Consider the following 22,138-nt stretch of genomic DNA (forward strand, 5'->3'; position numbering starts at 1 on the left):
GCCAATGGCCGAGAAAAAAGGCTCATCCAGCGAGAAAACGCTCTATTGCTCGTTTTGCGGGAAGAGCCAGCACGAAGTCAAGAAGCTGATCGCCGGGCCTTCGGTGTTCATCTGCGACGAGTGCATTGACCTCTGCAACGAAATCATCCGCGACGAGCTTCCGGCGGGTGACGAGCAGCGCGAAGCGCGCGGCGACCTGCCGACGCCCGCCGAGATCAAGTCCAACCTGGACAACTACGTCATCGGCCAGGAGACCGCCAAGCGTGCTCTCTCGGTGGCCGTGTACAACCACTACAAGCGCCTGCGCCACAAGGACAAGGCCAAGAAGGACGACGTCGAGCTCACCAAGAGCAACATCCTCCTGATCGGCCCCACGGGCTCGGGCAAGACGCTGCTGGCGCAGACGCTGGCCCGCATGCTGGACGTGCCGTTCGTGATGGCCGACGCCACCACGCTCACCGAAGCCGGCTATGTCGGCGAGGACGTCGAGAACATCATCCAGAAGCTGCTGCAAAGCTGCAATTACGAGGTCGAGCGGGCCCAGCGCGGCATCGTGTACATCGACGAGATCGACAAGATCTCGCGCAAGTCCGACAACCCCAGCATCACGCGCGACGTGTCGGGCGAGGGCGTGCAGCAGGCGCTTCTGAAGCTGATCGAAGGCACCATGGCCAGCGTGCCGCCCCAGGGCGGCCGCAAGCACCCGAACCAGGACTTCCTGCAGATCGACACGACCAACATCCTGTTCATCTGCGGTGGCGCGTTCGCCGGCCTCGAGAAGGTCATCGAGCAGCGCACCGAAGGTTCGGGCATCGGCTTCGGGGCCGCGGTCAAGAGCAAGAAGGAGCGCAGCCTCACCGATGTCTTCCGCGACGTCGAGCCCGAGGACCTGATCAAGTTCGGCCTCATCCCTGAGCTGGTGGGCCGCATGCCGGTGGTCGCCACGCTCGCCGAGCTGTCGGAGGAGGCGCTGGTCCAGATCCTCACCGAGCCGAAGAACGCCCTGGTCAAGCAGTACGCCAAGCTGCTTGCCATGGAAGGCGTGGACCTGGAGATCCGTCCCAACGCGCTGCGCGCCATCGCCCGCAAGGCCCTGGCCCGCAAGACGGGTGCGCGAGGCCTGCGCTCGATCCTGGAGCAGTCGCTGATCGACACCATGTTCGAGCTGCCCAACACCTCGAACGTCGACAAGGTCGTGGTGGACGAGTCCACCATCGAGGAAAGCAAGCCGCCGCTGCTGGTCTACCGCGAAGCAGCCAAGAAGGCCTGATCGCCGGCATGCGCAAGGACGCCGCCCGAAGCCGTCCTTCGCAGCAGCAGCGCCGCCCGTTTCACCGCCGGCAACCCGTCTGGGTTGAAAATCGGCCATTCCGGTCCAACTAGGACTGGTTACCAAGGAGTCCCATGTCCGGACACGTCCCGCTTCCCTCCACCGCGATCGACCTCCCGCTGCTGCCGCTGCGGGACGTGGTGGTGTTCCCCCACATGGTCATCCCGCTGTTCGTCGGCCGGCCCAAGAGCATCAAGGCGCTCGAGGCCGCCATGGAGGCCGAGCGCCGCATCATGCTGGTGGCGCAGAAGGCTGCCGCCAAGGACGAGCCGTCTGTCAGCGACATGTTCGAGGTCGGCTGCGTCTCCACGATCCTGCAGATGCTCAAGCTGCCCGACGGCACCGTGAAGGTGCTGGTCGAAGGCCAGCAGCGCGCGCGCGTGAACAAGATCGAGGAAGGCGAGCAGCACTTCACCGCCAACGTCACGCCGGTCGATCCTGCCGAGCAGGACAGCAAGTCGAGCGAGATCGAGGCGCTGCGCCGCGCCGTGATGCAGCAGTTCGACCAGTACGTGAAGTTGAACAAGAAGATCCCGCCGGAGATCCTCACGTCCATCTCCAGCATCGACGATCCGGGCCGCCTGGCGGACACGATTGCCGCACACCTGCCGCTCAAGCTTGACAACAAGCAGGTCGTCCTCGACCTGGCCGACGTCAAGGGCCGCCTCGAGAACCTGTTCGAGCAGATCGAGCGCGAGGTCGACATCCTCAACGTCGACAAGAAGATCCGCTCGCGCGTGAAGCGCCAGATGGAGAAGAACCAGCGCGACTTCTACCTCAACGAGCAGGTCAAGGCGATCCAGAAGGAACTGGGCGAGGGCGAAGAGGGCGCCGACATCGAGGAGATCGAGAAGAAGATCAAGTCGGCCAAGATGCCCAAGGACGCCCTGAAGAAAGCCGAGGGCGAGCTGAAGAAGCTGAAGCTGATGTCGCCCATGTCCGCCGAGGCGACCGTCGTGCGCAACTACATCGACGTGCTCACCGGCCTGCCCTGGAGCAAGCGCACGAAGATCAAGCACAACCTCGGTCATGCCGAGGACGTGCTGAACGAGGACCACTACGGCCTCGAGAAGGTCAAGGACCGCATCCTCGAATACCTCGCGGTGCAACAGCGCGTCGACAAGGTCAAGGCGCCGATCCTGTGCCTGGTCGGCCCCCCGGGCGTCGGCAAGACCTCGCTCGGCCAGTCGATCGCCAAGGCCACGGGTCGCAAGTACGTGCGCATGGCGCTGGGCGGCATGCGCGACGAGGCCGAGATCCGCGGCCACCGCCGCACCTACATCGGGGCGCTGCCGGGCAAGGTGCTGCAGTCGCTGTCGAAGGTGGGCACGCGCAACCCGCTGTTCCTGCTGGACGAGATCGACAAGCTGGGCACTGATTTCCGCGGCGATCCGTCGAGCGCGCTGCTGGAGGTGCTGGATCCCGAGCAGAACCACACCTTCGGCGATCACTACGTCGAGGTGGACTTCGACCTGTCGGACGTGATGTTCGTGGCGACGTCCAACTCGATGAACATCCCGCCGGCGCTGCTGGACCGGATGGAGGTGATCCGCCTCTCGGGCTACACCGAGGACGAGAAGACCAACATCGCCATCAAGTACCTGCTGCCCAAGCAGATGAAGAACAACGGCGTGAAGGACAACGAGCTGGAGGTGTCGGAAGACGCCATCCGCGACATCGTCCGCTACTACACGCGCGAGGCCGGCGTGCGTTCGCTCGAGCGCGAGCTGTCCAAGATCTGCCGCAAAGTGGTCAAGGGCCTGCAGCTGAAGAAGCTGACGCCGAAGGTGAAGGTCACGGCCGAGAACCTGAACGACTACCTGGGCGTGCGCAAGCACACCTACGGGCGTGCCGAGAAGCAGAACCAGGTGGGCCAGGTGGTCGGCCTGGCGTGGACCGAGGTTGGCGGTGACCTGCTCACCATCGAGGCGGCGCTGATGCCGGGCAAGGGCAACATCCTGCGCACCGGTTCGCTCGGCGACGTGATGAAGGAGTCCGTGGAAGCTGCCCGCACCGTGGTGCGCAGCCGCTCGCGCGGTCTCGGCATCCCGGACGAGGTGTTCGAGAAGCGTGACATGCACATCCACGTCCCGGATGGCGCGACGCCGAAGGACGGTCCCAGCGCAGGTGCTGCGATGACCACCGCCATCGTGTCGGCGCTCACCGGCATCCCGGTGCGCGCGGACGTGGCCATGACGGGCGAGATCACGCTGCGTGGTGAGGTCACGGCCATCGGTGGCCTGAAGGAGAAGCTGCTCGCCGCACTCCGGGGCGGCATCAAGACCGTGCTGATTCCGGAGGAGAACGCGAAGGACCTGCAGGACATTCCGGACAACGTGAAGCAGGGCCTCGAGATCGTGCCGGTGAAGTGGATCGACAAGGTGCTGGAAGTGGCGCTGGAGCGCCAGCCCACGCCGCTGCCCGATGACGAACCGCAAGCCGCGACACCTGATGGCAGCGCGAGCAAGACGTCGGGCACGCGGCCCGCTTCGGTGAAGCACTGAAAATTTTTGCGGCCCATTCGAGAAAGCAGTTTTTTTCCGCTTACAATGCGGGTCTCACGCGGGAGTAGCTCAGTTGGTAGAGCGCAACCTTGCCAAGGTTGAGGTCGAGAGTTCGAGACTCTTCTCCCGCTCCAACATCGGAAAAAAGGGAAGCAATCGCTTCCCTTTTTCTTCCAGGTTCTGGCGCGGTAGCAAAGCGGTTATGCCCCGGATTGCAAATCCGGTCAGCCCGGTTCGACTCCGGGCCGCGCCTCCATCCCACGGTGCCCGTTCACTGGGCCGCCCCTCCCAGATCGCTTACAGTGGCCGCAGGGCCTCGATGGTGAAATTGGTAGACACAGCGGACTTAAAATCCGCCGCTTGCTTCAGAGGCGGCGTGCCGGTTCGAGCCCGGCTCGAGGCACCACGGACACAGGAACCGCCGCAGCGCCGGCGGTTCGCGGCATAGGCGGACACAGCATGGCGAATTACGACAACGCCCCCTTCGAGATCCACGTGCACGGCGACGTGCCGCTGCGGGCCGACGTCACCTACGCGCAGCTGCAGGACGCCCTGAAGCCGCTGTGGAAATACGCCGGCGCCAAGTCGCTGGCCGATGGCGCCGAGAGCGCCTACGAGGAGGAGCCCGGCATCACGTTCGATGCGCAGGAGCACCTGCTCGCCATGTGCTGGACCGTCGCCGGCGACGAGGACTTCCGCCAGTCGCTCGACGAGATGTGCATGAGCCTGAACGAGCTTGCGGAGCAGGGCGCCGCGATCGAGGTCACCTTCTACGACGCCGAGTTCGACGAGGAAGAGGAGCCGCCCGAGGCGGAATCGCGCGACGACTTCCTGATGCTGTTCGTCGGTCCCACGCCGGCGGCCATCATGCAGGTGCAGCGCGACCTGCTGGTCGAGGACGTGGTGAACCTGATGGAGCGCCACTTCGAGAGCAGCGAACTCGGTGGCGTGGTGGCAGAGATCGACAAGCTGTTCTCGCAGCGCTTCGACGCGCTGGTCAGCTCCCTCGAGATCGGCAAGCCGCCGCGCGGCAGCGGTGGCAGTGGCGGCGGCGGCAGCCACGGCGGTGGCCGGCGTCCGCGGCACCTGCATTGAATCCAGCGAAAGCGGCCCGTGTGGCCGCTTTTTCTTTGGCTAGGAGGACGGTGGCGTGGCTCTCTTTCCGCAGGACGCATTGAACCCCGGCGTGCGCAGGCGCGAGGTGTTCGGCTGGGCGATGTACGACTTCGCCAACTCCGGCTACACGACCGTCGTGATCACCGCGGTGTTCGCCGCGTACTTCATCGGCGGCATCGCGGGCAAGGCCCAATGGGCCACCTTCGCGTGGACCGCGGCCCTGAGCATCTCGTACGCGATCGTGATGGTCACCATGCCCAGCCTGGGGATCTACGCCGACCTGCGCGCAGCCAAGAAGCGCCTGCTGGCGCTATCGACGGCGGGCTGCGTGCTCAGCACGGCGGCGCTGGCGTTCGCAGGTCCGGGATCGGTCGCGCTCGCGATGCTGCTCGTGATCGTCTCGAACACGTTCTACAGCTACGGCGAATCGCTCACCGGTGCCTTCCTGCCCGAGCTGGCGCGCGCGGACGCGATGGGCAAGGTCAGTGGCTGGGGCTGGAGCTTCGGCTACTTCGGCGGCATGCTGGCGCTGGGCGTGTGCCTCGCGTACGTGCTGTGGGCACAGGCGCACGGGGTGGCGGCCGACCGCTTCGTGCCGGTCACCATGGTCGTCACGGCGCTGATCTACGGCGTCGCCTCCCTGGCCACCTTCTGGCTGCTGCGCGAACGCGCGGTGCCCGATTTGCAGGCCGCGCAGCAAGGGGGCTGGCGGGCGTCGCTGCAGCAGCTGCACGCCACCTTCCAGCAGGCGCGCCGCTATCGCGACTTCATGTGGCTGATGGCGTGCGCCGTCTTCTACCAGGGCGGCGTGGCAGTCGCCGTGTCGCTGGCAGCCATCTATGCCGAGCAGGTGATCGGCTTCCAGCCGCAGGAGACGATGGTGCTGATCTTCGTGCTGAACATCGCCGCGGCGGCCGGTGCATTCGCCTGGGGCTACCTGCAGGACCGCATCGGGCACAAGCTGGCACTGGGCAGCACCATCGTGGGCTGGGTCGCCACGTGCCTCATCGCGGCAGCGTCGACGACCAAGGGCCAGTTCTGGTGGGCGGCGGCGATCGCGGGCCTGTGCATGGGATCCAGCCAGTCTGCCGGACGCGCGCTCGCCAGCCTCTTCGCGCCGCCGCGCCAGGGCGCCGAGTTCTTCGGCCTGTGGACCTTCGCCATCCGCCTGGCCAGCATCATCGGACCGCTGCTGTACGGTGCGATCACCTGGGCCACCGGCGGCAACCAGCGCGCCGCGATCCTGGCGACCAGCGCGCTCTTCGTGATCGGACTGGTGCTGCTGCTGAAAGTGGACGTGGGCCGAGGCCGCGCGGCCGCGCTGGCGGCCGACGCGGCGTGAGCGCGATCAGCCTGCCGCGACCGGGATCTTCCTGAACTCGCCGGTGGCGATGCGCTTGCTCCACTCGGCGGGGCCGGTGGTGTGCACGCTGGTGCCGCTGGAATCGACGGCCACCGTCACCGGCATGTCGACCACGTCGAATTCGTAGATCGCTTCCATGCCCAAGTCGGCGAAGCCGAGCACCTTCGATTTCCTGATCGCCTTCGAGACCAGGTAGGCGGCGCCACCGACGGCCATCAGGTAGGCCGCCTTGTGCTTCTTGATCGACTCGATGGCGACCGGGCCGCGCTCCGACTTGCCGATCATGCCGATCAGGCCGGTCTGGGCCAGCATCATCTCGGTGAACTTGTCCATGCGCGTGGACGTCGTGGGACCGGCCGGGCCGACCACTTCATCGCGCACCGGATCGACCGGGCCGACGTAGTAGATGACGCGATTGGCGAAGTCCACCGGCAGCTTCTCGCCCTTGGCCAGCATGTCCTGGATGCGCTTGTGCGCGGCATCGCGGCCGGTGAGCATCTTGCCGTTGAGGAGCAGCGTGTCGCCGGCCTTCCAGGTGGCGATCTCTTCCTTCGACAGCGTGTTCAGGTCGACGCGCTTGCTCTTCTTCGTGTCGGCCTGCCACGCCACCTGCGGCCACAGGTCCAGGCTCGGCGGATCGATGTAGGCGGGGCCGGAGCCATCCAGCACGAAGTGCGCATGACGCGTGGCGGCGCAGTTCGGGATCATCGCCACCGGCTTGCCGGCCGCGTGGCAGGGGAACATCTTGATCTTGATGTCCAGCACGGTGGTGAGGCCGCCGAGACCCTGCGCGCCGATGCCCAGCGCGTTGACCTTCTCGTACAGCTCCAGGCGCATCTCTTCCAGCTTCGACAGCTTCTCGCCGCGCGACGACTTCGCCTGCAGCTCGTACATGTCGATGTCTTCCATCAGCGCTTCCTTGGCCAGCAGCACCGCCTTCTCCGCGGTGCCGCCGATGCCGATGCCCAGCATGCCGGGCGGGCACCAGCCGGCGCCCATCGTCGGCACCGTCTTGAGCACCCAGTCGACGATAGAGTCGCTCGGATTGAGCATGACCATCTTGCTCTTGTTCTCGCTGCCGCCGCCCTTGGCGGCGACGGTCACGTCCACCTTGTCGCCTGGAACGAGTTCGACGTTCACCACGGCCGGCGTGTTGTCCTTGGTGTTCTTGCGCTCGAACTGCGGGTCGGCGACCACCGAGGCGCGCAGTGTGTTGTCCGGATGCAGGTAGCCGCGGCGCACGCCTTCGTTCACGGCATCTTCGAGACTGCCCGTGAAGCCTTCGAGGCGCACGTCCATGCCGATCTTGAGGAACACGTTGACGATGCCCGTGTCCTGGCAGATCGGGCGATGGCCCGTCGCGCTCATCTTGCTGTTGGTGAGGATCTGCGCGATCGCGTCCTTGGCAGCAGGGCTCTGCTCGCGCTCGTAGGCGCGCGCGAGGTGCGCGATGTAGTCGGCGGGGTGGTAGTAGCTGATGTACTGCAGCGCGGCGGAAACCGACTCGATCAGGTCGGCGGCCTTGAGGATCATGGTCATCGTTGGTGCCCTGGGAATGCTGGACCGGATTATCCCGCAGGCCTCATCAGCACCTTCGGTGCGTGGTTTGCGGTGCGGGCCCACCAGCTCAGGCGGTGGGGTCTGCTAGGGTCCTTGTCCGCATTGGAGACACCGCATGGCGACCCGCACCGAGAAAGACACCTTCGGCCCGATCGACGTCCCCGCAGAACGCCTGTGGGGCGCGCAGACGCAGCGCTCGCTGCAGAACTTCGACATCTCCGGCGAGCGGCAGCCGCGCGAGATCATCCGTGCGCTCGTGCAGGTGAAGCGATCGTCGGCCGTGGCCAACCACCTGCTGGGCCTCATGGATGATCGCAAGGCGTCCGCGATCATCGCCGCGGCGGACGAGGTGCTCGGCGACCAGCACTGGGACGAGTTCCCGCTGGTGGTCTGGCAGACCGGCTCCGGCACGCAGACCAACATGAACGTCAACGAGGTGCTGGCCAACCGCGCGAGCGAACTGCTCGGCGGGCAGCGCGGCGAGAAGCGCCTGATCCATCCCAATGACGACGTCAATCGCAGCCAGTCGTCCAACGACGTTTTTCCCACGGCGATGCACGTGGCCGCAGTGGAGGCGATCCGCAACCGGCTGATGCCTTCGCTGGCGATGCTGAAGGACACGCTGGCGGCCAAGAGCACGGCCTTCCAGGACATCGTGAAGATCGGCCGCACCCACCTGCAGGACGCGACGCCGCTCACGCTGGGCCAGGAGTTCTCCGGCTACGTCGCGCAACTGCAGCAGGCCGACCGGCACCTGCACGGCACGCTGCCGCACCTGTGCGAACTGGCCCTGGGCGGCACCGCCGTGGGCACCGGCCTGAATGCGCCGCCCGGTTACGCCGAGAAGGTGGCGCAGGAACTCGCGCGCCTCACCGGCCTGCCGTTCGTGACGGCGCCGAACAAGTTCGAGGTCATGGCGGCGGCGGATGCGCTGGTGCACGCGCACGGCGCGCTGAAGACGCTGGCGGCCAGCCTGTTCAAGATCGCCAACGACATCCGATGGCTGGCGAGCGGTCCGCGCAGCGGCATCGGCGAAATCAGCATCCCCGAGAACGAGCCGGGCTCCTCGATCATGCCGGGCAAGGTGAACCCCACGCAGTGCGAGGCGATGACGATGCTGTGCTGCCAGGTGTTCGGCAATGACGTCGCCATCAACTTCGGCGGCGCGTCAGGCAATTTCGAGCTGAACGTGTTCCGGCCCATGATTGCGCACAACTTCCTGCAAAGCGTGCGGCTGCTGGCGGACGGCATGCGCAGCTTCAACGACCACTGCGCCGTCGGCATCGAGCCGAACCGCGAGCGCATTGGCGAGCTGGTCGGACGGTCGCTGATGCTGGTAACCGCGCTGAACCCGCACATCGGCTACGACAAGTCGGCGCAGATCGCGAAGAAGGCGCACAAGGAAGGCACCACGCTGCGCGAGGCGGCGCTGGCCACCGGCTTCGTGACGGCTGACCAGTTCGACCAATGGGTGCGGCCGGAGCAGATGGTCGGCAACCTGTCCTGAAGGAGCCAGCGTGGCGTTCCATACCGAAGTGCATCCCGGCGTCGCCGAATCGATCGCGCCGCAGACCAGCGGCTTCACGCTCAATCACTCCATGCTGCGCGTGCGCGATCCGCAGGTGGCGCTGGACTTCTACACCCGCGTGCTGGGCATGCGCGTGCTGCGCAAGCTCGACTTCCCCGAGATGCAGTTCTCGCTGTACTTCCTGTACCGTCCCGACGAGGTCGGCATGGCGCCGGACGATCCGGGCGATCGCACCGCGTGGATGTTCCGCCAGCGAGGCATCCTGGAGCTGACGCACAACTGGGGCACCGAAGCGCAGGCCGATTTCCGCTACCACGACGGAAATTCGCAGCCGCAGGGCTTCGGCCATCTCTGCTTCTCGGTGCCCGACCTCGATGCGGCCGTGGCCTGGTTCGACGAGAACCAGGTGCCGTTCGTGAAGCGTCCCGACCAGGGGAAGATGCGCGACGTCGCGTTCATCAAGGACCCGGACGGCTACTGGATCGAGATCGTCGAGGCCGGCCGCCTGAAGAACCTCGGGCGTCCATCCGCGACGGCATGAAAAAGGGCCCCGCGGGGCCCTTTCTCGTGACGGCACGCCGGTCAGAGCGTGTCGATGAAGCTGCGCAGCTTGTCGCTGCGGCTCGGGTGCTTCAGCTTGCGCAGCGCCTTGGCTTCGATCTGGCGGATGCGCTCGCGGGTGACGTCGAACTGCTTGCCGACTTCCTCGAGGGTATGGTCGGTGCTCATCTCGATGCCGAAGCGCATGCGCAGCACCTTGGCCTCGCGCGGGGTCAGCGAATCGAGGATGTCCTTCACCACGTCGCGCAGGCCCGCCTGCATGGCCGCCTCGATCGGCGCCGTGTTGTTGGTGTCCTCGATGAAATCGCCCAGGTGGCTGTCGTCGTCGTCGCCGATCGGCGTCTCCATGGAGATCGGCTCCTTGGCGATCTTCATGATCTTGCGGATCTTGTCCTCGGGGATCTCCATCTTGGCCGCCAGGATGCCGGCGTCCGGCTCGAAGCCGAACTCCTGCAGGTGCTGGCGCGAGATGCGGTTCATCTTGTTGATGGTCTCGATCATGTGCACCGGGATGCGGATGGTGCGCGCCTGGTCGGCGATCGAGCGGGTGATGGCCTGCCGGATCCACCACGTGGCGTAGGTCGAGAACTTGTAGCCGCGGCGGTATTCGAACTTGTCGACCGCCTTCATCAGGCCGATGTTGCCTTCCTGGATCAGGTCCAGGAACTGCAGGCCGCGGTTGGTGTACTTCTTGGCGATGGAGATCACCAGGCGCAGGTTGGCCTCGATCATCTCCTTCTTGGCTTCGCGCGACGAGGCCTCGCCCTCGTTCATGCGCTTGTTGATCTCCTTGAGCTCGGTCAGGGGGACCACCACGCGCGACTGCAGGTCCATCAGCTTGGTCTGCAGTTCCTGGATCGGCGGCACGTTGCGGGCGATCACCGTGCTCCACGGCTTGCCGGCGGCGGCCTGCTTCTCCACCCACTTCAGGTTCAGCAGGTTGGGCGGGAATTCCTTGATGAAGATTTCCTGCGGCATGCCGCACTTGTCCACGATGATGCGGCGCAGCTCGCGTTCCTTCTTGCGCACGTCGTCGACCTGGCCGCGCACCATGTCGCACAGCTTCTCGATGGTCTTGGCCGTGAAGCGGATGGTCATCAGCTCCTCGGACAGCGCCTTCTGCGCCTTGTGGTACGTCGGGGTGCCGTAGCCTTCCTTGTCGTAGACCTTGTGCACCTTCTCGAACAGCTCGGCGATGCGGTCGAAGCGCTCCAGCGCCTGGGCCTTCAGCTCCTCGAGCTTCTTGGTCAGCGCCTTGGAGCCGCCATTGCCGTCGTCATCGTCGTCGGCATCGAACTCGTCGAAGTCTTCCTCGGCCACGTAGTCGTCGGCTTCGTTCGGGTTGGAGAAACCGTCGACGATGCTGGAAATGACGACCTTGCCTTCGCGGATCTCGGCCGCCATGCGCAGGATCTCGGCGATGGTGGCGGGCGACGCGGAGATCGCCTCCATCATGGCCATCAGGCCGCCCTCGATGCGCTTGGCGATCTCGATTTCGCCCTCGCGCGTGAGCAGTTCCACCGTGCCCATCTCGCGCATGTACATGCGGACGGGGTCGGTGGTGCGGCCGAACTCGCTATCGACGGTGGACAGCGCAGCTTCGGCTTCCTCCTCGGCTTCCTCCACCGTCGCCGCGGTCGGCGTGGTGTTGTTCAGCAGGAGCATCTCGGCGTCGGGCGTCTGCTCGTACACCGCCACGCCCAGGTCGTTCAGCATGGTGACCACGACTTCCAGCGTCTCGGCGTCGACCAGCTTCTCGGGCAGGTGGTCGGTGATCTCGCCGTGGGTCAGGTAGCCGCGGGTCTTGCCCAGCGTGATCAGCGTCTTGAGGCGCTGCCGGCGCTTGGTCATCTCCTCTTCGGAGAGGATGGTCTCGTCGAGGCCGAATTCCTTCATCAAGGCCCGTTCCTTGGCCTTGCTGATCTTCATGCGCAGCGGCTTGACCTTCTCGGCCGCAGCGGTCTCGACCGCCGGCTCCTCGGCGAACTCGGCCTCGATGTCGGAGAGGTCGTCGTCTTCAGCGGAACCTTCGGCCTTCTCGCCCGCCTTGGGCTTGCGGCCGCGCTTGGCGCCTGCGGCGGCCTTGGCGGGCGCTTCGGCGGCAGCTGCCTTGGGCGGCCGGCCGGGCTTCTTCTTCACAGGCTCATCCGCGACAGCCGCGGCCTTCAGCGGCTTCTTGGTCTCTTCCTTGGCGGTGGCCTTCTCTGGCTTGGCGGCGGGCGTCTTGGTACTGCTGGGCACGTGCTGGGCTTTCGTGGATGGCTTGGTGCCGGCCTTGGCCGACGGGCTGGCGGTCTGGACGACCTTCAACTCGGCCTTGGCGGGCGGCGAAGCGGGTTTGACCGGTTTTTTCGCGCTGGGTTTCGCTGGCGGCTTGGCGAGCTTCGCGGACTTCGGAGCGGGCATGGACATCCTCGGAACACAAGAACGGCAAAGGGGCGCCAAAAACTACCCGGCGCGGGCGACAGGCACGGCCACCAGGGGCGGCCGGACCTTCCATGGGCAAGATGGGTGGGCGAACATTTGGGGTGCAGTCCTTGCGGTGATGTGGCGCGGTCGTGCTCACTGTGGAGTCACTGTCGGCCGGCCCGGAGGTGCTGCTGTCGCTCTTGCCGCTGACAAACCCTACATTATACCGTTGCAGGCGCTTTTCAAGAGCGTAACTCCCGCTTCTCCTGCAGCAACTGTTGTTGCCGCCGGCTCAGCGCCACCAGCCGCTCGTGGCGCGTGGTGTCGGACAGCGGCAACCTGCTGGCCTCGTCGATGGCGGTGGCCGCCAGGTCCAGATGCAGCTCCAGGATGGACAGCCGCAGGTCGCGTTCGGTGGTGTCGATGTCCTCGACGGCCCCTGCCAGCGGCTGGCTGTTGTCGTAGTCCATGAGTGCCGTCGCCAGGGGCGCGAACGGCAGGCCCTCCATGCCGGCCTGCAGGGCCGCCCAGGGCTGCCCGCCATGCTCGTGGCAGCCGGCGTCGATCCAGGAGAACAGGTCGCCCAGGGGCGGCTGCAGTCCGCACAGCACTTCGTGGTCGGGCCCGCTCAGCAGCTCCCAGGTCCGGGAATGGCGCAGCACGAGCCGGGCAATGATCTCTGCAAAGGCCACGGCCTTGGGCTTGACCGCCTTGCGCACGCCGGTGCCGTAGGCGCGCTGCTCCGCAGGCGCCTTCGACTTCGACCGGGAGCGCTCGGCTCGCGGCAGCCGCCACAGCTCGCCCAGTTCGTGGCTGCCGACCTGCGAGCGTTCGGCGATGTCGTTGAACAGCTGGCGCTTGAGCGCGCCGTCGGGCAGCAGCGCCCAGAGCGGGTGCACGGCGGCCAGCATCCGAGAGCGGCCCTCGGCGGTGGCGAGGTCGCACTCGGCCGAAGCGGCTTCGACCAGGAACACGCTGAGCGGCACGGCCTGGCGCACGTAGCGCTCGAACTCATCGCGACCGTGCTCGCGGATGAAGCTGTCCGGATCGTGCTCGGGCGGCAGGAACAGGAACTTCACCGTGCGCACGTCGCTGGCATAGGGCAGGGCGCCCTCGAGCGCCTTGCGCGCGGCACGCCGGCCGGCGGCGTCGCCGTCGAAGCTGAAGATCACGCTGTCGGTGAAGCGGAACAGCTTGTGCACGTGTTCCGGCGTGCACGCGGTGCCCAGCGTGGCCACCGCGTTCGGGAACCCGAGCTGCGCCAGCGCGACCACGTCCATGTAGCCCTCGGTGACGAGCACGTAGCCGAACTCGCGCAGGTGGTTGCGGGCCTCGTAGAGGCCATAGAGCTCGCGGCCCTTGCTGAACACCGGCGTCTCGGGGGAGTTCAGGTACTTGGGCTTCTCGTCGCCGAGCACCCGGCCGCCGAAGCCGATGCACTCGCCCTTGACGTTCCGGATGGGGAACATCACCCGGTCGCGGAACCGGTCGTAGCGCTTGTCGTCCTGCTCGCCGACGATCACGAGGCCGCTCTCGGCCAGCAGCGGGTCGTCGTAGTTCGGGAAGACGCTGGCCAGCGTGCGCCAGCCCTCGGGCGCGTAGCCGAGGCCGAAGGCCTTCGCGATCTCGCCCGAGACGCCGCGGCGCTTGAAGTAATCGACGGCACGCGGCGACGCCTTCAGGTGCTTGCGATACGCCTGGCCGGCCTTCTCCAGCACGTCGGTGAGCGTGGCCTGCTTCTCGCGCTGTTGCGCGGCACGCTCGCGGTCCAGCGGGGAGGTGTTGTCTTCAGGAATCTCGAGGCCGTATTCCCCCGCGAGGTCCTTCACCGCCTCGATGAAGCCCATGCCGCCCTGGTCCATCAGGAAGCCGATGGCATTCCCGTTCTTGCCGCAGCCGAAGCAGTGGTAGAACTGCTTGCTCGGGCTGACGGTGAACGACGGGCTCTTCTCCGCATGGAACGGACAGAGCCCGGCGAAGTTGGCCCCGGTCTTCTTCAGCTGCACCGACCGGCCAACGATCTCGACGACGTCGGCTCGCGCCAGCAGGTCCTGGATGAACGACTGGGGTATGGCCATCGGTCCGGTATTCTGGCCCATGCCCGGTGCCGGGCCGCACGACCGAGGAGACAGCGATGACCAGCATCTTCGAGCAGGACCTGCCGCGCACGCCCGCCAACTTCACGCCCATGACGCCGCTGCTGTTCCTGCAGCGTTCGGCTCAGGTCTACCCCGACCGGGTCGCGGTGGTGCACGGCGACCTGCGCCGCACCTGGTCGCAACTCGAGGAGCGCTGTCGCCGCCTCGCATCGGCACTCGCGGCGCGCGGCATTGGCCGCGGCGACACCGTGGCCGTCATGCTGCCCAATGTCCCGCCGATGGTGGAAGCGCACTTCGGCATCCCGATGGCAGGCGCCGTGCTCAATGCGCTGAACACGCGACTGGACCCGGAGAGCATCGCGTTCATGCTCGACCACGGTGAGGCGAAGGCGGTGATCGTCGATCCGGAATTCGCGCCCGTGATGAAGAAGGCGCTCGCGCTGCGCCAGGGCGACGGGCCGTTGCTGGTGGTGGACGCCGACGACGTGCTGTTCACCGGGGCTTCGGAGCGCCTGGGCAGCTTGAGCTACGAGCAGCTGGTCGCCTCGGGCGATGCGGCCTTCGAGCCGCTGATGCCGCGCGACGAGTGGGATGCCATCGCCCTCAACTACACCAGCGGCACCACCGGCAATCCCAAGGGCGTCGTGTACCACCACCGCGGCGCCGCGACCAATGCGATCTCGAACATCCTCGAGTGGGACATGCCCAAGCACGCGGTCTACCTGTGGACGCTGCCGATGTTCCATTGCAACGGCTGGTGCTTTCCGTGGACCGTCGCCGCCCGCGCCGGCGTCAACGTCTGCCTGCGCCGCGTCGAAGCCGCAGCCATGATCGATGCCATCAAGCGGCATGGCGTGACGCACTACTGCGGCGCGCCCATCGTGCACGGCATGCTGGTGAACGCTCCCGATGCGCTCAAGCAGGGCCTGCCGCGCGGCGTGAAGGCGATGGTGGCCGGAGCCGCGCCGCCGGCGTCGATGATCGAGGGCATGGAGCGCCTCGGCTTCGATCTCACCCACGTCTACGGCCTGACGGAGGTGTACGGGCCGGCCACGGTGTGCGCGAAGCATGCCGAGTGGGATGCGCTCGACATCGGCGAACGGGCCCGGCTGAATGCACGCCAGGGCGTGCGATACCACTTGCAGGACGGCGCCTGCGTGATGGACCCGCAGACCATGCAGCCCGTGCCGCAGGATGGCGAGACCATGGGCGAGATCATGTTCCGCGGGAACATCGCGATGAAGGGCTACCTGAAGAACCCGAAGGCCACCGCGGAGGCGTTCGCGGGCGGCTGGTTCCACACCGGCGACCTCGCCGTGCAATCGGCCGACGGCTACATCAAGATCAAGGACCGCAGCAAGGACATCATCATCTCGGGCGGCGAGAACATCTCGTCGATCGAGGTCGAGGACGTGCTCTACCGCCATCCCGACGTGCTTGCGGCCGCGGTGGTCGCCAGGCCCGACCCGAAGTGGGGCGAGACGCCCTGTGCCTTCGTCGAGCTCAAGCCCGGCGCCGCGACGAAGCCCGAAGACATCGTGGCGCATTGCCGCAAGCACCTGGCCGGCTTCAAGGTGCCCAGGGCGGTGGTGTTCGGCGAACTGCCCAAGACCTCGACCGGCAAGATCCAGAAGTTCGAGCTGCGCAAGCAGGCCGGCTCGGCCTCGGCCATCGACGTCTAGGACAGCCCCGCGGCGTGCATACCGGCTGTCACACCGCAGCCCGGCCGGGCCCGCGTGGTCCGATACTGCGCCGCATGCGAGTGATCAGCGCGGCAGGCGCCCACGTGCTGGCCAACCCCTGGGCCTTCGGCCGCAAGGTGCTGCACGGGTTCAGCCGCAACCAGGGCCTGCTGCTGGCGGGCGCCGTGGCGTACTACGCGCTGCTCTCTGTCGTGCCCCTGCTGATCCTGGCGGTGATCGGCCTCTCACACCTGGTCGAAGAACGCGAGCTCCTCGACACGCTGGGCCGCTACCTCGAGTGGGTGGTGCCGGGCCAGTCCAAGGCCGTGCTCGCGGAGCTGGCATCGTTCGTCAGTCACCGCGACGTGGTCGGCTGGCTGCTGCTGATCACGATGCTGTTCTTCAGCTCGCTCGCATTCACGGTGCTGGAGAAGGCGATGTCGGTGATCTTCCTGCACCGGGTCACGGTGCGCCGGAGGCATTTCCTCATCTCGGCCCTCATCCCGTACTGCTACGTGTTCTGCCTGAGCATCGGCCTGCTGGTGGTCACGGTGGTCGCGGGCCGGCTCGAATCGCTGGGGCAGGACAGCGTGCAGCTGTTCGGCCATGAATGGTCGTTGCGCGGTGTCTCCGGCGTGCTGCTCTACCTGCTGGGCCTGCTGGGCGAGATCTTCCTGCTCACCTCGCTGTACATGGTGATGCCGGTGGGGCGGCTCACCTGGCGCCACGCATTGCCGGGTGGCGTCACTGCGGCGCTGCTGTGGGAAATCACGCGGCACGTGCTGGTCTGGTACTTCAGCACGCTGTCGCAGGTGAGCGTGGTCTACGGCTCGCTCACCACCGCGATCGTGGTCCTGCTCAGCCTGGAGATCGGCGCCGCGCTGTTGTTGCTCGGCGCCCAGGTGATTTCCGACTACGAACGCATCGCCGTGGAGCTGGCGGCCGAGAAGCCGGCCTCCTAGTCAGAAACACTTTGCACGCGCCAGTGGTGTCGGCGCTCAGCGCGGCGCGAGCCGGATGGCGCCGTCGAGGCGGATCACCTCGCCATTGAGCATGTCGTTCTCGAAGATGTGCTTCACGAGCCTGGCGTAGTCCTGCGGCGTGCCGAGGCGCGAAGGGAAGGGCACCGCGGCGGCCAGCGAGTCCTGCACTTCCTTCGGCATGCCGAACATCATCGGCGTGCCGAAGATGCCGGGGGCGATGGTCATGTTGCGGATGCCGCTGCGCGCCAGGTCGCGGGCGATGGGCAGCGTCATGCCGACCACGCCGCCCTTGGACGCGCTGTACGCGGCCTGGCCGATCTGGCCGTCATAGGCCGCGACCGATGCAGTGGAGACGATGCAGCCGCGCTCGCCGGTCGCCTCGGGCTCGTTCTTGCCCATGGCGTCGGCGGCGAGCCGGATCATGTTGAAGCTGCCCACCAGGTTGACCATGATCGTCTTGGTGAACACGCCGAGGTTGTGGGCGCCGTTCTTTCCCACGGTCTTCTCCGCGGGCGCGATGCCGGCGCAGTTGACCAGGCCCATCAGCTTGCCCAGCGACACGGCCTTGGCCACGACGGCCTGGCCGTCGGCCTCCTGGCTGACGTCGCACTTGACGAAGGCACCGCCGATCTCGCGTGCGATGGCGTCGCCCTTGTCGGCCTGCATGTCCGCGATGACGACCTTCGCGCCCTCGGCCGCCAGCATGCGCGCGGTGCCTTCGCCCAGTCCCGATGCGCCGCCGGTGACGATGAAGACCTTGCCCTTGATGTCCATGGTGTTCTCCTGTGCGTGAGTGTCGGCCGGGATTATCGCGGCGCTGCCTGGCCGCGTTGGCCTTCACCGGCTTTGCGAGAATCGTGGCCGCCGCTGTCGAGTTGCGGCGCTGAAGGAAGGACGCATGGTGAACGAGGGATTGGGCCGGGCCTGGCATTGGGTTCGCGTGGCGGGCGCCGCATGCGTGATGGTGTTGGCCGGATGCGCATCGCCGCCGCCCGTGGCCCCGCCCGCCACGCCAGCGGTCCCGCCGCCCTTGGTCGCACCCGTGGTGCCGCCGAAGCCGCCGCGCATCGGCCTCGCGTTGGGCGGAGGTGCTGCGCGGGGCTTCGCGCATGTCGGCGTGATCCAGGTGCTGGAGGAAGCCGGGCTGAAGCCGGACCTGGTCGTGGGCACCTCGGCGGGCAGCCTGGTCGCCACGCTGTACGCAAGCGGGCGCAGCGGCGCACAGCTGCAGCAAGTGGCCGAAACGATGGACGAGGCGGCCTTCACCGACTGGACACTGCCCCTCTTCAACCGCGGCATGCTGCGCGGCGAGGCGCTGTCGCGTTACGTGAACGCCCAGGTGGGTCACCGCCTCATCGAGCAGATGCCGCTGCCGCTGGGGATCGTCGCGACGCGGCTCGACACGGGCGAGGGCGTGCTGTTCCAGCGCGGCGACACAGGCACGGCAGTGCGTGCCTCAAGCGCCGTGCCGGCGGTGTTCCTGCCGGTCAAGATCAGCGGCAGCGACTACGTCGACGGCGGCCTGGTCGCGCCGGTGCCGGTGCGCTATGCGCGCCAGATGGGCGCCGAGCTGGTGATCGCGGTCGACATCTCGGCCGCGCCCGAAGGCAATCCGGCCAGCGATCAGATGCAGATCCTGCTGCAGACCTTCTCGATCATGTCCAAGAGCATCAACCGCGGCGAGCTGCAACTGGCCGACATTGTCGTGCGGCCTGCGCTGGTGGGAATGGGGAGTGCCGACTTCGCGAGCAAGCGGCAGGCGATCGCGGCGGGACGACGGGCCATGCAGCGAATGCTGCCGCAGCTGCAGGCCGCGATCGCGGCGAAGAGCCACTGAAATGAAAAAGCCCCAGCCTTTCAGCTGGGGCTCACGTCGCTACGCTCCGTCGCTCCTAGGGCGCCCATAAAAAAGCCCCAGCCTTTCAGCTGGGGCTAAGGATCCCTGTACCTGCGAGAGGTATCGAAAGGACCCGAGGAGACAACCTGAAGAACTCCCGTCCATCACGGAAGTGACCGGTAGATGCTCCGGAAGCCCTGGGAGTTCCCGCCCATCGCAGGTGTGGGCGGGTTTCTCCGGATCAACTGGGGATCAGCGCTTGGCCTTGGCAGTCGTCTTGGTGGCGTTGACGGCCGTGCTGGCGACCGCATTGAAGTTCGCCTCGGCGACTTCGGTGGCCTGCTTGACGGCCTTCTGGACCGATTCCAGCGCGTTGTTGCCGGCGGCGACGGCGCTCTTGAACACGGCGACCGCGGTCTCGGAACCGGCCGGGGCGTTCTTGGCGGCGTTGTCGACCACGGCCAGGAACTTCTTCTGCGCGTCGGAAGCCTGCGCTTCGAAGGTCTTGCCGAACTCGGCGCCGGTGCCGGCGGCGATGTCGTACAGGTGGCGGCTGTAGGCGGCGGTCTTCTCGGCCAGGGGCTGGAACAGGCTTGCCTGCAGGGCCAGCAGCTCCTGCGCGTCCTTGACGGTCAGGACGGACTGGGCGGTGCCGGCGGCCTCGGCCAGGGCGGCCTTGGAAGCGGTCAGGTTCAGCTCGACGAGCTTCTCGACGCCTTCAAAGGCGCGGGTGGTCAGGCCGAAGAGGGTCTCGACGGAGGCTTTCTGGGAAGCCAGGATCTGTTCAGCGGTCAGCATTGCAAAACTCCGGTGTGGTGGTGGTCAGGATGGTCGGGCTACACCACCGGCAAACGGCATGTTGCGGTGCAGCATAAACGAATTATAGGGATGCTGGCATCGCTTGCAAGCACTTTTTTGTGCATCGCAGCAAGGGCGGCAATTCATCCCTTGGGCGGGGTACAGGCGCGGTCCCGACAATCGCGGGATGCAGGTGTTCTACGCGACCCAGTTCGTGCTGCCGCTCCCGCCCGGCCACCGCTTCCCGATGGGCAAGTACCAGTTGCTGCGCGACCGGCTGGCTGCCGAGCTGCCGGACCTCCGCCTCGCGCAGGCCGAGCCGGCGAGCGATGGCGAACTCGCGCTCGTGCACACGCCGGGTTACGTTCAGGCCATCAGCGACGGCAGCGTGGATCCCGCCATCCTGCGGGAGATCGGATTTCCCTGGAGCCCTGCGATGGCCGAGCGGGCGCGGCGTTCGGTAGGCGCGACCATCGCGGCTTGCCGCGTCGCGTTTCGAGACGGTGTGTCGGGCAACGTGGCCGGCGGCACGCACCACGCCAGCGCCGATCGCGGCGGCGGGTTCTGCGTCTTCAACGACGCGGCGGTGGGGGCCCGGCTGATGCAGGCGGAACACCGGCGGCACGGCCGCTCGTTGCAGGTGGCGGTGATCGACCTCGACGTGCACCAGGGCAATGGCACGGCGAAGGTCTTCAGGGACGACCCGACCGTGTTCACGCTGTCCCTGCACGGGCAGAAGAACTTCCCGTTCCGCAAGGAGCGCAGCGACCTCGACGTCGACCTGCCCGATGGCTGCCGCGACGACGAGTACCTGCAGGCGCTGGAGCAGGCCCTCGACGAACTCGCGCGCCGAACGGATCCCGGTCTCGTCATCTACCTGGCCGGCGCCGATCCGCACGAGGGCGATCGCCTCGGCCGCCTGAAGCTCTCCTGGGACGGCCTGGAGGCGCGCGACCGCCGCGTGTTCGACTGGGCCTGGCAGCGCGGCATCCCGCTCGCGTTCGCGATGGCGGGCGGCTACGGCAAGCGCATGGAGGACACCGTGCAGGTGCAGGTCAACACCTTCGGCGTGGCCCTGCAGTTCTGGCGCCGCTGGCAGAATCGGCGCCGGTGAAAGCGGCCGCGCAGCGCTGCGCGGCGCCGCGAAGAACTCCAAGGACCCGATGACCCTCAGCCCCAGCGCGCGCCCCGAGCCCGAGCCGCGCAGCGCCTATCCCGTCTTCCGCCCCATCACCACCCGCTGGATGGACAACGACGTCTACGGCCACGTCAACAACGTCGTCTACTACAGCTGGATCGACACCGCCGTGAACGCGTACCTGATCGAGCGCGGCGCGCTCGACATCCATGCCGGCCAGACCATCGGCCTGGTGGTCGAGACCCAGTGCAACTACTTCGCGCCGCTCGCCTTTCCGCAGCAGGTCGAGGCCGGCATGCGGGTGGCGCGCCTGGGCGGCTCCAGCGTGCGCTACGAGGTCGGCCTGTTCGCCGCCGGCGAGCCGCTCACGGCCGCCAAGGGACACTTCGTCCACGTGTACGTCGATCGCGCGAGCCGCCGGCCCGTGCCGCTGCCACCGGCATTGCGCGCGGTGCTGGAGGAGATGCAATGAGTTCGCAGGTCAGTACCGTCGTCGCCGACCCGGCGAGCGTCGCGGATGCCATCGGCAGCCGGTTCTCGACGCGCGCCTTCCTTCCCACGCCGGTGCCGCGCGAGACCATCGAGCGCCTGCTGGCGCTGGCGAGCCGCGCGCCGTCTGGCACCAACACCCAGCCCTGGAAGGTCTACGTGCTGCAGGGCGCCAGCCGCGACAGCCTGGTGGCCAAGGTGTGCGCCGCGCATGATGCGATCTACGCCAACCCGGCGCTCGCGCAGGAGTACCGCGAGGAGTACGACTACTACCCGGAGCGCTGGGTGCCGCCCTACATCGATCGCCGGCGCGAGAACGGCTGGAGCCTGTACGGCCTGCTGGGCATCGCCAAGGGCGAGAAGGACAAGATGCATGCGCAGCACCAGCGCAACTACCGGTTCTTCGACGCCCCCGTGGGCCTGATGTTCACGCTCGATCGCGTGATGGGCCGCGGCTCGCTGGTCGACTACGGCATGTTCCTGCAGTCGCTGATGGTGGCCGCGCGGGCCGAGGGCCTGCACACCTGCCCGCAGGCGGCCTGGAACGGCTTCGCGAAGATCATCCTGCCGCACATCGGCGCCGGGCCCGACGAGATGCTGGTGTGCGGCATGTCGCTGGGACACGCCGATCCGGACGCGCCGGTGAACGGCTTCCACACGCCGCGCGAGCCGGTAGCTTCCTTCACGCGGTGGCTCGCATGAGCGGCCCGTCGCCGACGTGGGCGGGACGCGCCCGCGGCA

General features: G+C 67.0%; 17 protein-coding genes and 3 tRNA genes. 15 read left to right on the plus strand and 5 right to left on the minus strand.

The features are described from left to right. Window positions 1-4 precede the first annotated feature (4 nt). The 7 genes from clpX (at window position 5) to ACPWT1_RS14055 (ending at window position 6,292) form a co-directional block, all read left to right on the plus strand. Entirely contained in the window at window positions 5-1,270 is a 1,266-nt protein-coding gene (clpX, locus tag ACPWT1_RS14025) for an ATP-dependent Clp protease ATP-binding subunit ClpX (RefSeq protein ID WP_427911786.1), read from the plus strand. A gap of 134 nt (window positions 1,271-1,404) precedes the next feature. Continuing rightward, on the plus strand, window positions 1,405-3,834 hold the full coding sequence (gene lon, locus ACPWT1_RS14030; protein WP_427911787.1) for an endopeptidase La: 2,430 nt from the start codon (window positions 1,405-1,407) through the stop codon (window positions 3,832-3,834). Between the two features lie 58 nt (window positions 3,835-3,892). Next, window positions 3,893-3,968: transfer RNA gene (locus tag ACPWT1_RS14035), tRNA-Gly, on the plus strand. A 48-nt stretch (window positions 3,969-4,016) separates the two neighbouring features. Continuing rightward, a tRNA-Cys gene (locus tag ACPWT1_RS14040) sits at window positions 4,017-4,090 on the plus strand. A gap of 57 nt (window positions 4,091-4,147) precedes the next feature. Further along, a tRNA-Leu gene (locus ACPWT1_RS14045) sits at window positions 4,148-4,240 on the plus strand. A gap of 53 nt (window positions 4,241-4,293) precedes the next feature. After that, window positions 4,294-4,929, plus strand: coding sequence for a DUF6806 family protein (locus tag ACPWT1_RS14050; protein WP_427911788.1), 636 nt, complete (start codon window positions 4,294-4,296; stop codon window positions 4,927-4,929). Between the two features lie 55 nt (window positions 4,930-4,984). Further along, window positions 4,985-6,292, plus strand: coding sequence for an MFS transporter (locus tag ACPWT1_RS14055; RefSeq protein ID WP_427911789.1), 1,308 nt, complete (start codon window positions 4,985-4,987; stop codon window positions 6,290-6,292). 6 nt (window positions 6,293-6,298) lie between these two features. On the opposite strand, the gene ACPWT1_RS14060 is transcribed toward ACPWT1_RS14055, so the two are convergent. Beyond that, window positions 6,299-7,852: a fumarate hydratase gene (locus ACPWT1_RS14060; RefSeq protein WP_427911790.1), complete on the minus strand. Its 1,554-nt coding sequence runs from the start codon at window positions 7,850-7,852 to the stop codon at window positions 6,299-6,301. A gap of 136 nt (window positions 7,853-7,988) precedes the next feature. On the opposite strand from ACPWT1_RS14060, the gene fumC reads away from it, so the two are divergent. Both fumC and gloA read left to right on the plus strand, forming a co-directional pair. Further along, window positions 7,989-9,380 (plus strand): class II fumarate hydratase, encoded by a 1,392-nt coding sequence (gene fumC, locus ACPWT1_RS14065; protein WP_427911791.1) that lies wholly within the window; start codon window positions 7,989-7,991, stop codon window positions 9,378-9,380. A 10-nt stretch (window positions 9,381-9,390) separates the two neighbouring features. Further along, the gene (gene gloA, locus ACPWT1_RS14070) at window positions 9,391-9,942 is read left to right on the plus strand and encodes a lactoylglutathione lyase (RefSeq protein WP_427911792.1); all 552 of its coding nucleotides are present in this window, start codon (window positions 9,391-9,393) and stop codon (window positions 9,940-9,942) included. A 41-nt stretch (window positions 9,943-9,983) separates the two neighbouring features. Here gloA and rpoD read toward each other — a convergent pair whose 3' ends face one another. Together rpoD and dnaG are read right to left on the minus strand one after the other, a co-directional pair. Continuing rightward, complete coding sequence (gene rpoD / locus ACPWT1_RS14075; RefSeq protein WP_427911793.1) at window positions 9,984-12,368, minus strand: RNA polymerase sigma factor RpoD; 2,385 nt, start codon at window positions 12,366-12,368, stop codon at window positions 9,984-9,986. Between the two features lie 245 nt (window positions 12,369-12,613). Next, window positions 12,614-14,449: a DNA primase gene (gene dnaG, locus ACPWT1_RS14080; RefSeq protein WP_427911794.1), complete on the minus strand. Its 1,836-nt coding sequence runs from the start codon at window positions 14,447-14,449 to the stop codon at window positions 12,614-12,616. A 56-nt stretch (window positions 14,450-14,505) separates the two neighbouring features. Here dnaG and ACPWT1_RS14085 point away from each other — a divergent pair, with 56 nt between their 5' ends. Further along, window positions 14,506-16,152: an acyl-CoA synthetase gene (locus ACPWT1_RS14085; RefSeq protein ID WP_427911795.1), complete on the plus strand. Its 1,647-nt coding sequence runs from the start codon at window positions 14,506-14,508 to the stop codon at window positions 16,150-16,152. Between the two features lie 74 nt (window positions 16,153-16,226). Beyond that, window positions 16,227-17,114, plus strand: coding sequence for a YihY/virulence factor BrkB family protein (locus ACPWT1_RS14090; RefSeq protein ID WP_427911796.1), 888 nt, complete (start codon window positions 16,227-16,229; stop codon window positions 17,112-17,114). A 36-nt stretch (window positions 17,115-17,150) separates the two neighbouring features. Here ACPWT1_RS14090 and ACPWT1_RS14095 read toward each other — a convergent pair whose 3' ends face one another. Then, on the minus strand, window positions 17,151-17,909 hold the full coding sequence (locus ACPWT1_RS14095; protein WP_427911797.1) for a 3-hydroxyacyl-CoA dehydrogenase: 759 nt from the start codon (window positions 17,907-17,909) through the stop codon (window positions 17,151-17,153). Window positions 17,910-18,096: 187 nt separating this feature from the next. Between ACPWT1_RS14095 and ACPWT1_RS14100 the strand changes: the two genes are divergently transcribed. After that, window positions 18,097-18,972 carry a patatin-like phospholipase family protein gene (locus tag ACPWT1_RS14100; protein WP_427915557.1) on the plus strand — a complete coding sequence of 292 codons (876 nt, stop codon included), beginning with the start codon at window positions 18,097-18,099 and terminating at the stop codon, window positions 18,970-18,972. A 252-nt stretch (window positions 18,973-19,224) separates the two neighbouring features. Here ACPWT1_RS14100 and ACPWT1_RS14105 read toward each other — a convergent pair whose 3' ends face one another. Beyond that, the gene (locus ACPWT1_RS14105) at window positions 19,225-19,770 is read right to left on the minus strand and encodes a phasin family protein (RefSeq protein WP_427911798.1); all 546 of its coding nucleotides are present in this window, start codon (window positions 19,768-19,770) and stop codon (window positions 19,225-19,227) included. A gap of 187 nt (window positions 19,771-19,957) precedes the next feature. On the opposite strand from ACPWT1_RS14105, the gene ACPWT1_RS14110 reads away from it, so the two are divergent. The 3 genes from ACPWT1_RS14110 to ACPWT1_RS14120 are packed head-to-tail and all read left to right on the plus strand — an operon-like array spanning window position 19,958 to window position 22,099. Continuing rightward, complete coding sequence (locus tag ACPWT1_RS14110) at window positions 19,958-20,884, plus strand: histone deacetylase family protein (protein ID WP_427911799.1); 927 nt, start codon at window positions 19,958-19,960, stop codon at window positions 20,882-20,884. Between the two features lie 49 nt (window positions 20,885-20,933). Then, window positions 20,934-21,380 (plus strand): acyl-CoA thioesterase, encoded by a 447-nt coding sequence (locus tag ACPWT1_RS14115; RefSeq protein WP_427911800.1) that lies wholly within the window; start codon window positions 20,934-20,936, stop codon window positions 21,378-21,380. After that, the gene (locus ACPWT1_RS14120) at window positions 21,377-22,099 is read left to right on the plus strand and encodes a nitroreductase (protein WP_427911801.1); all 723 of its coding nucleotides are present in this window, start codon (window positions 21,377-21,379) and stop codon (window positions 22,097-22,099) included. Before ACPWT1_RS14115 ends, ACPWT1_RS14120 begins: the two co-directional genes overlap by 4 nt. Window positions 22,100-22,138: the final 39 nt, after the last annotated feature.

It is taken from the genome of Ramlibacter sp. MMS24-I3-19 (assembly GCF_050320135.1).
GTDB lineage: Bacteria > Pseudomonadota > Gammaproteobacteria > Burkholderiales > Burkholderiaceae_C > Ramlibacter.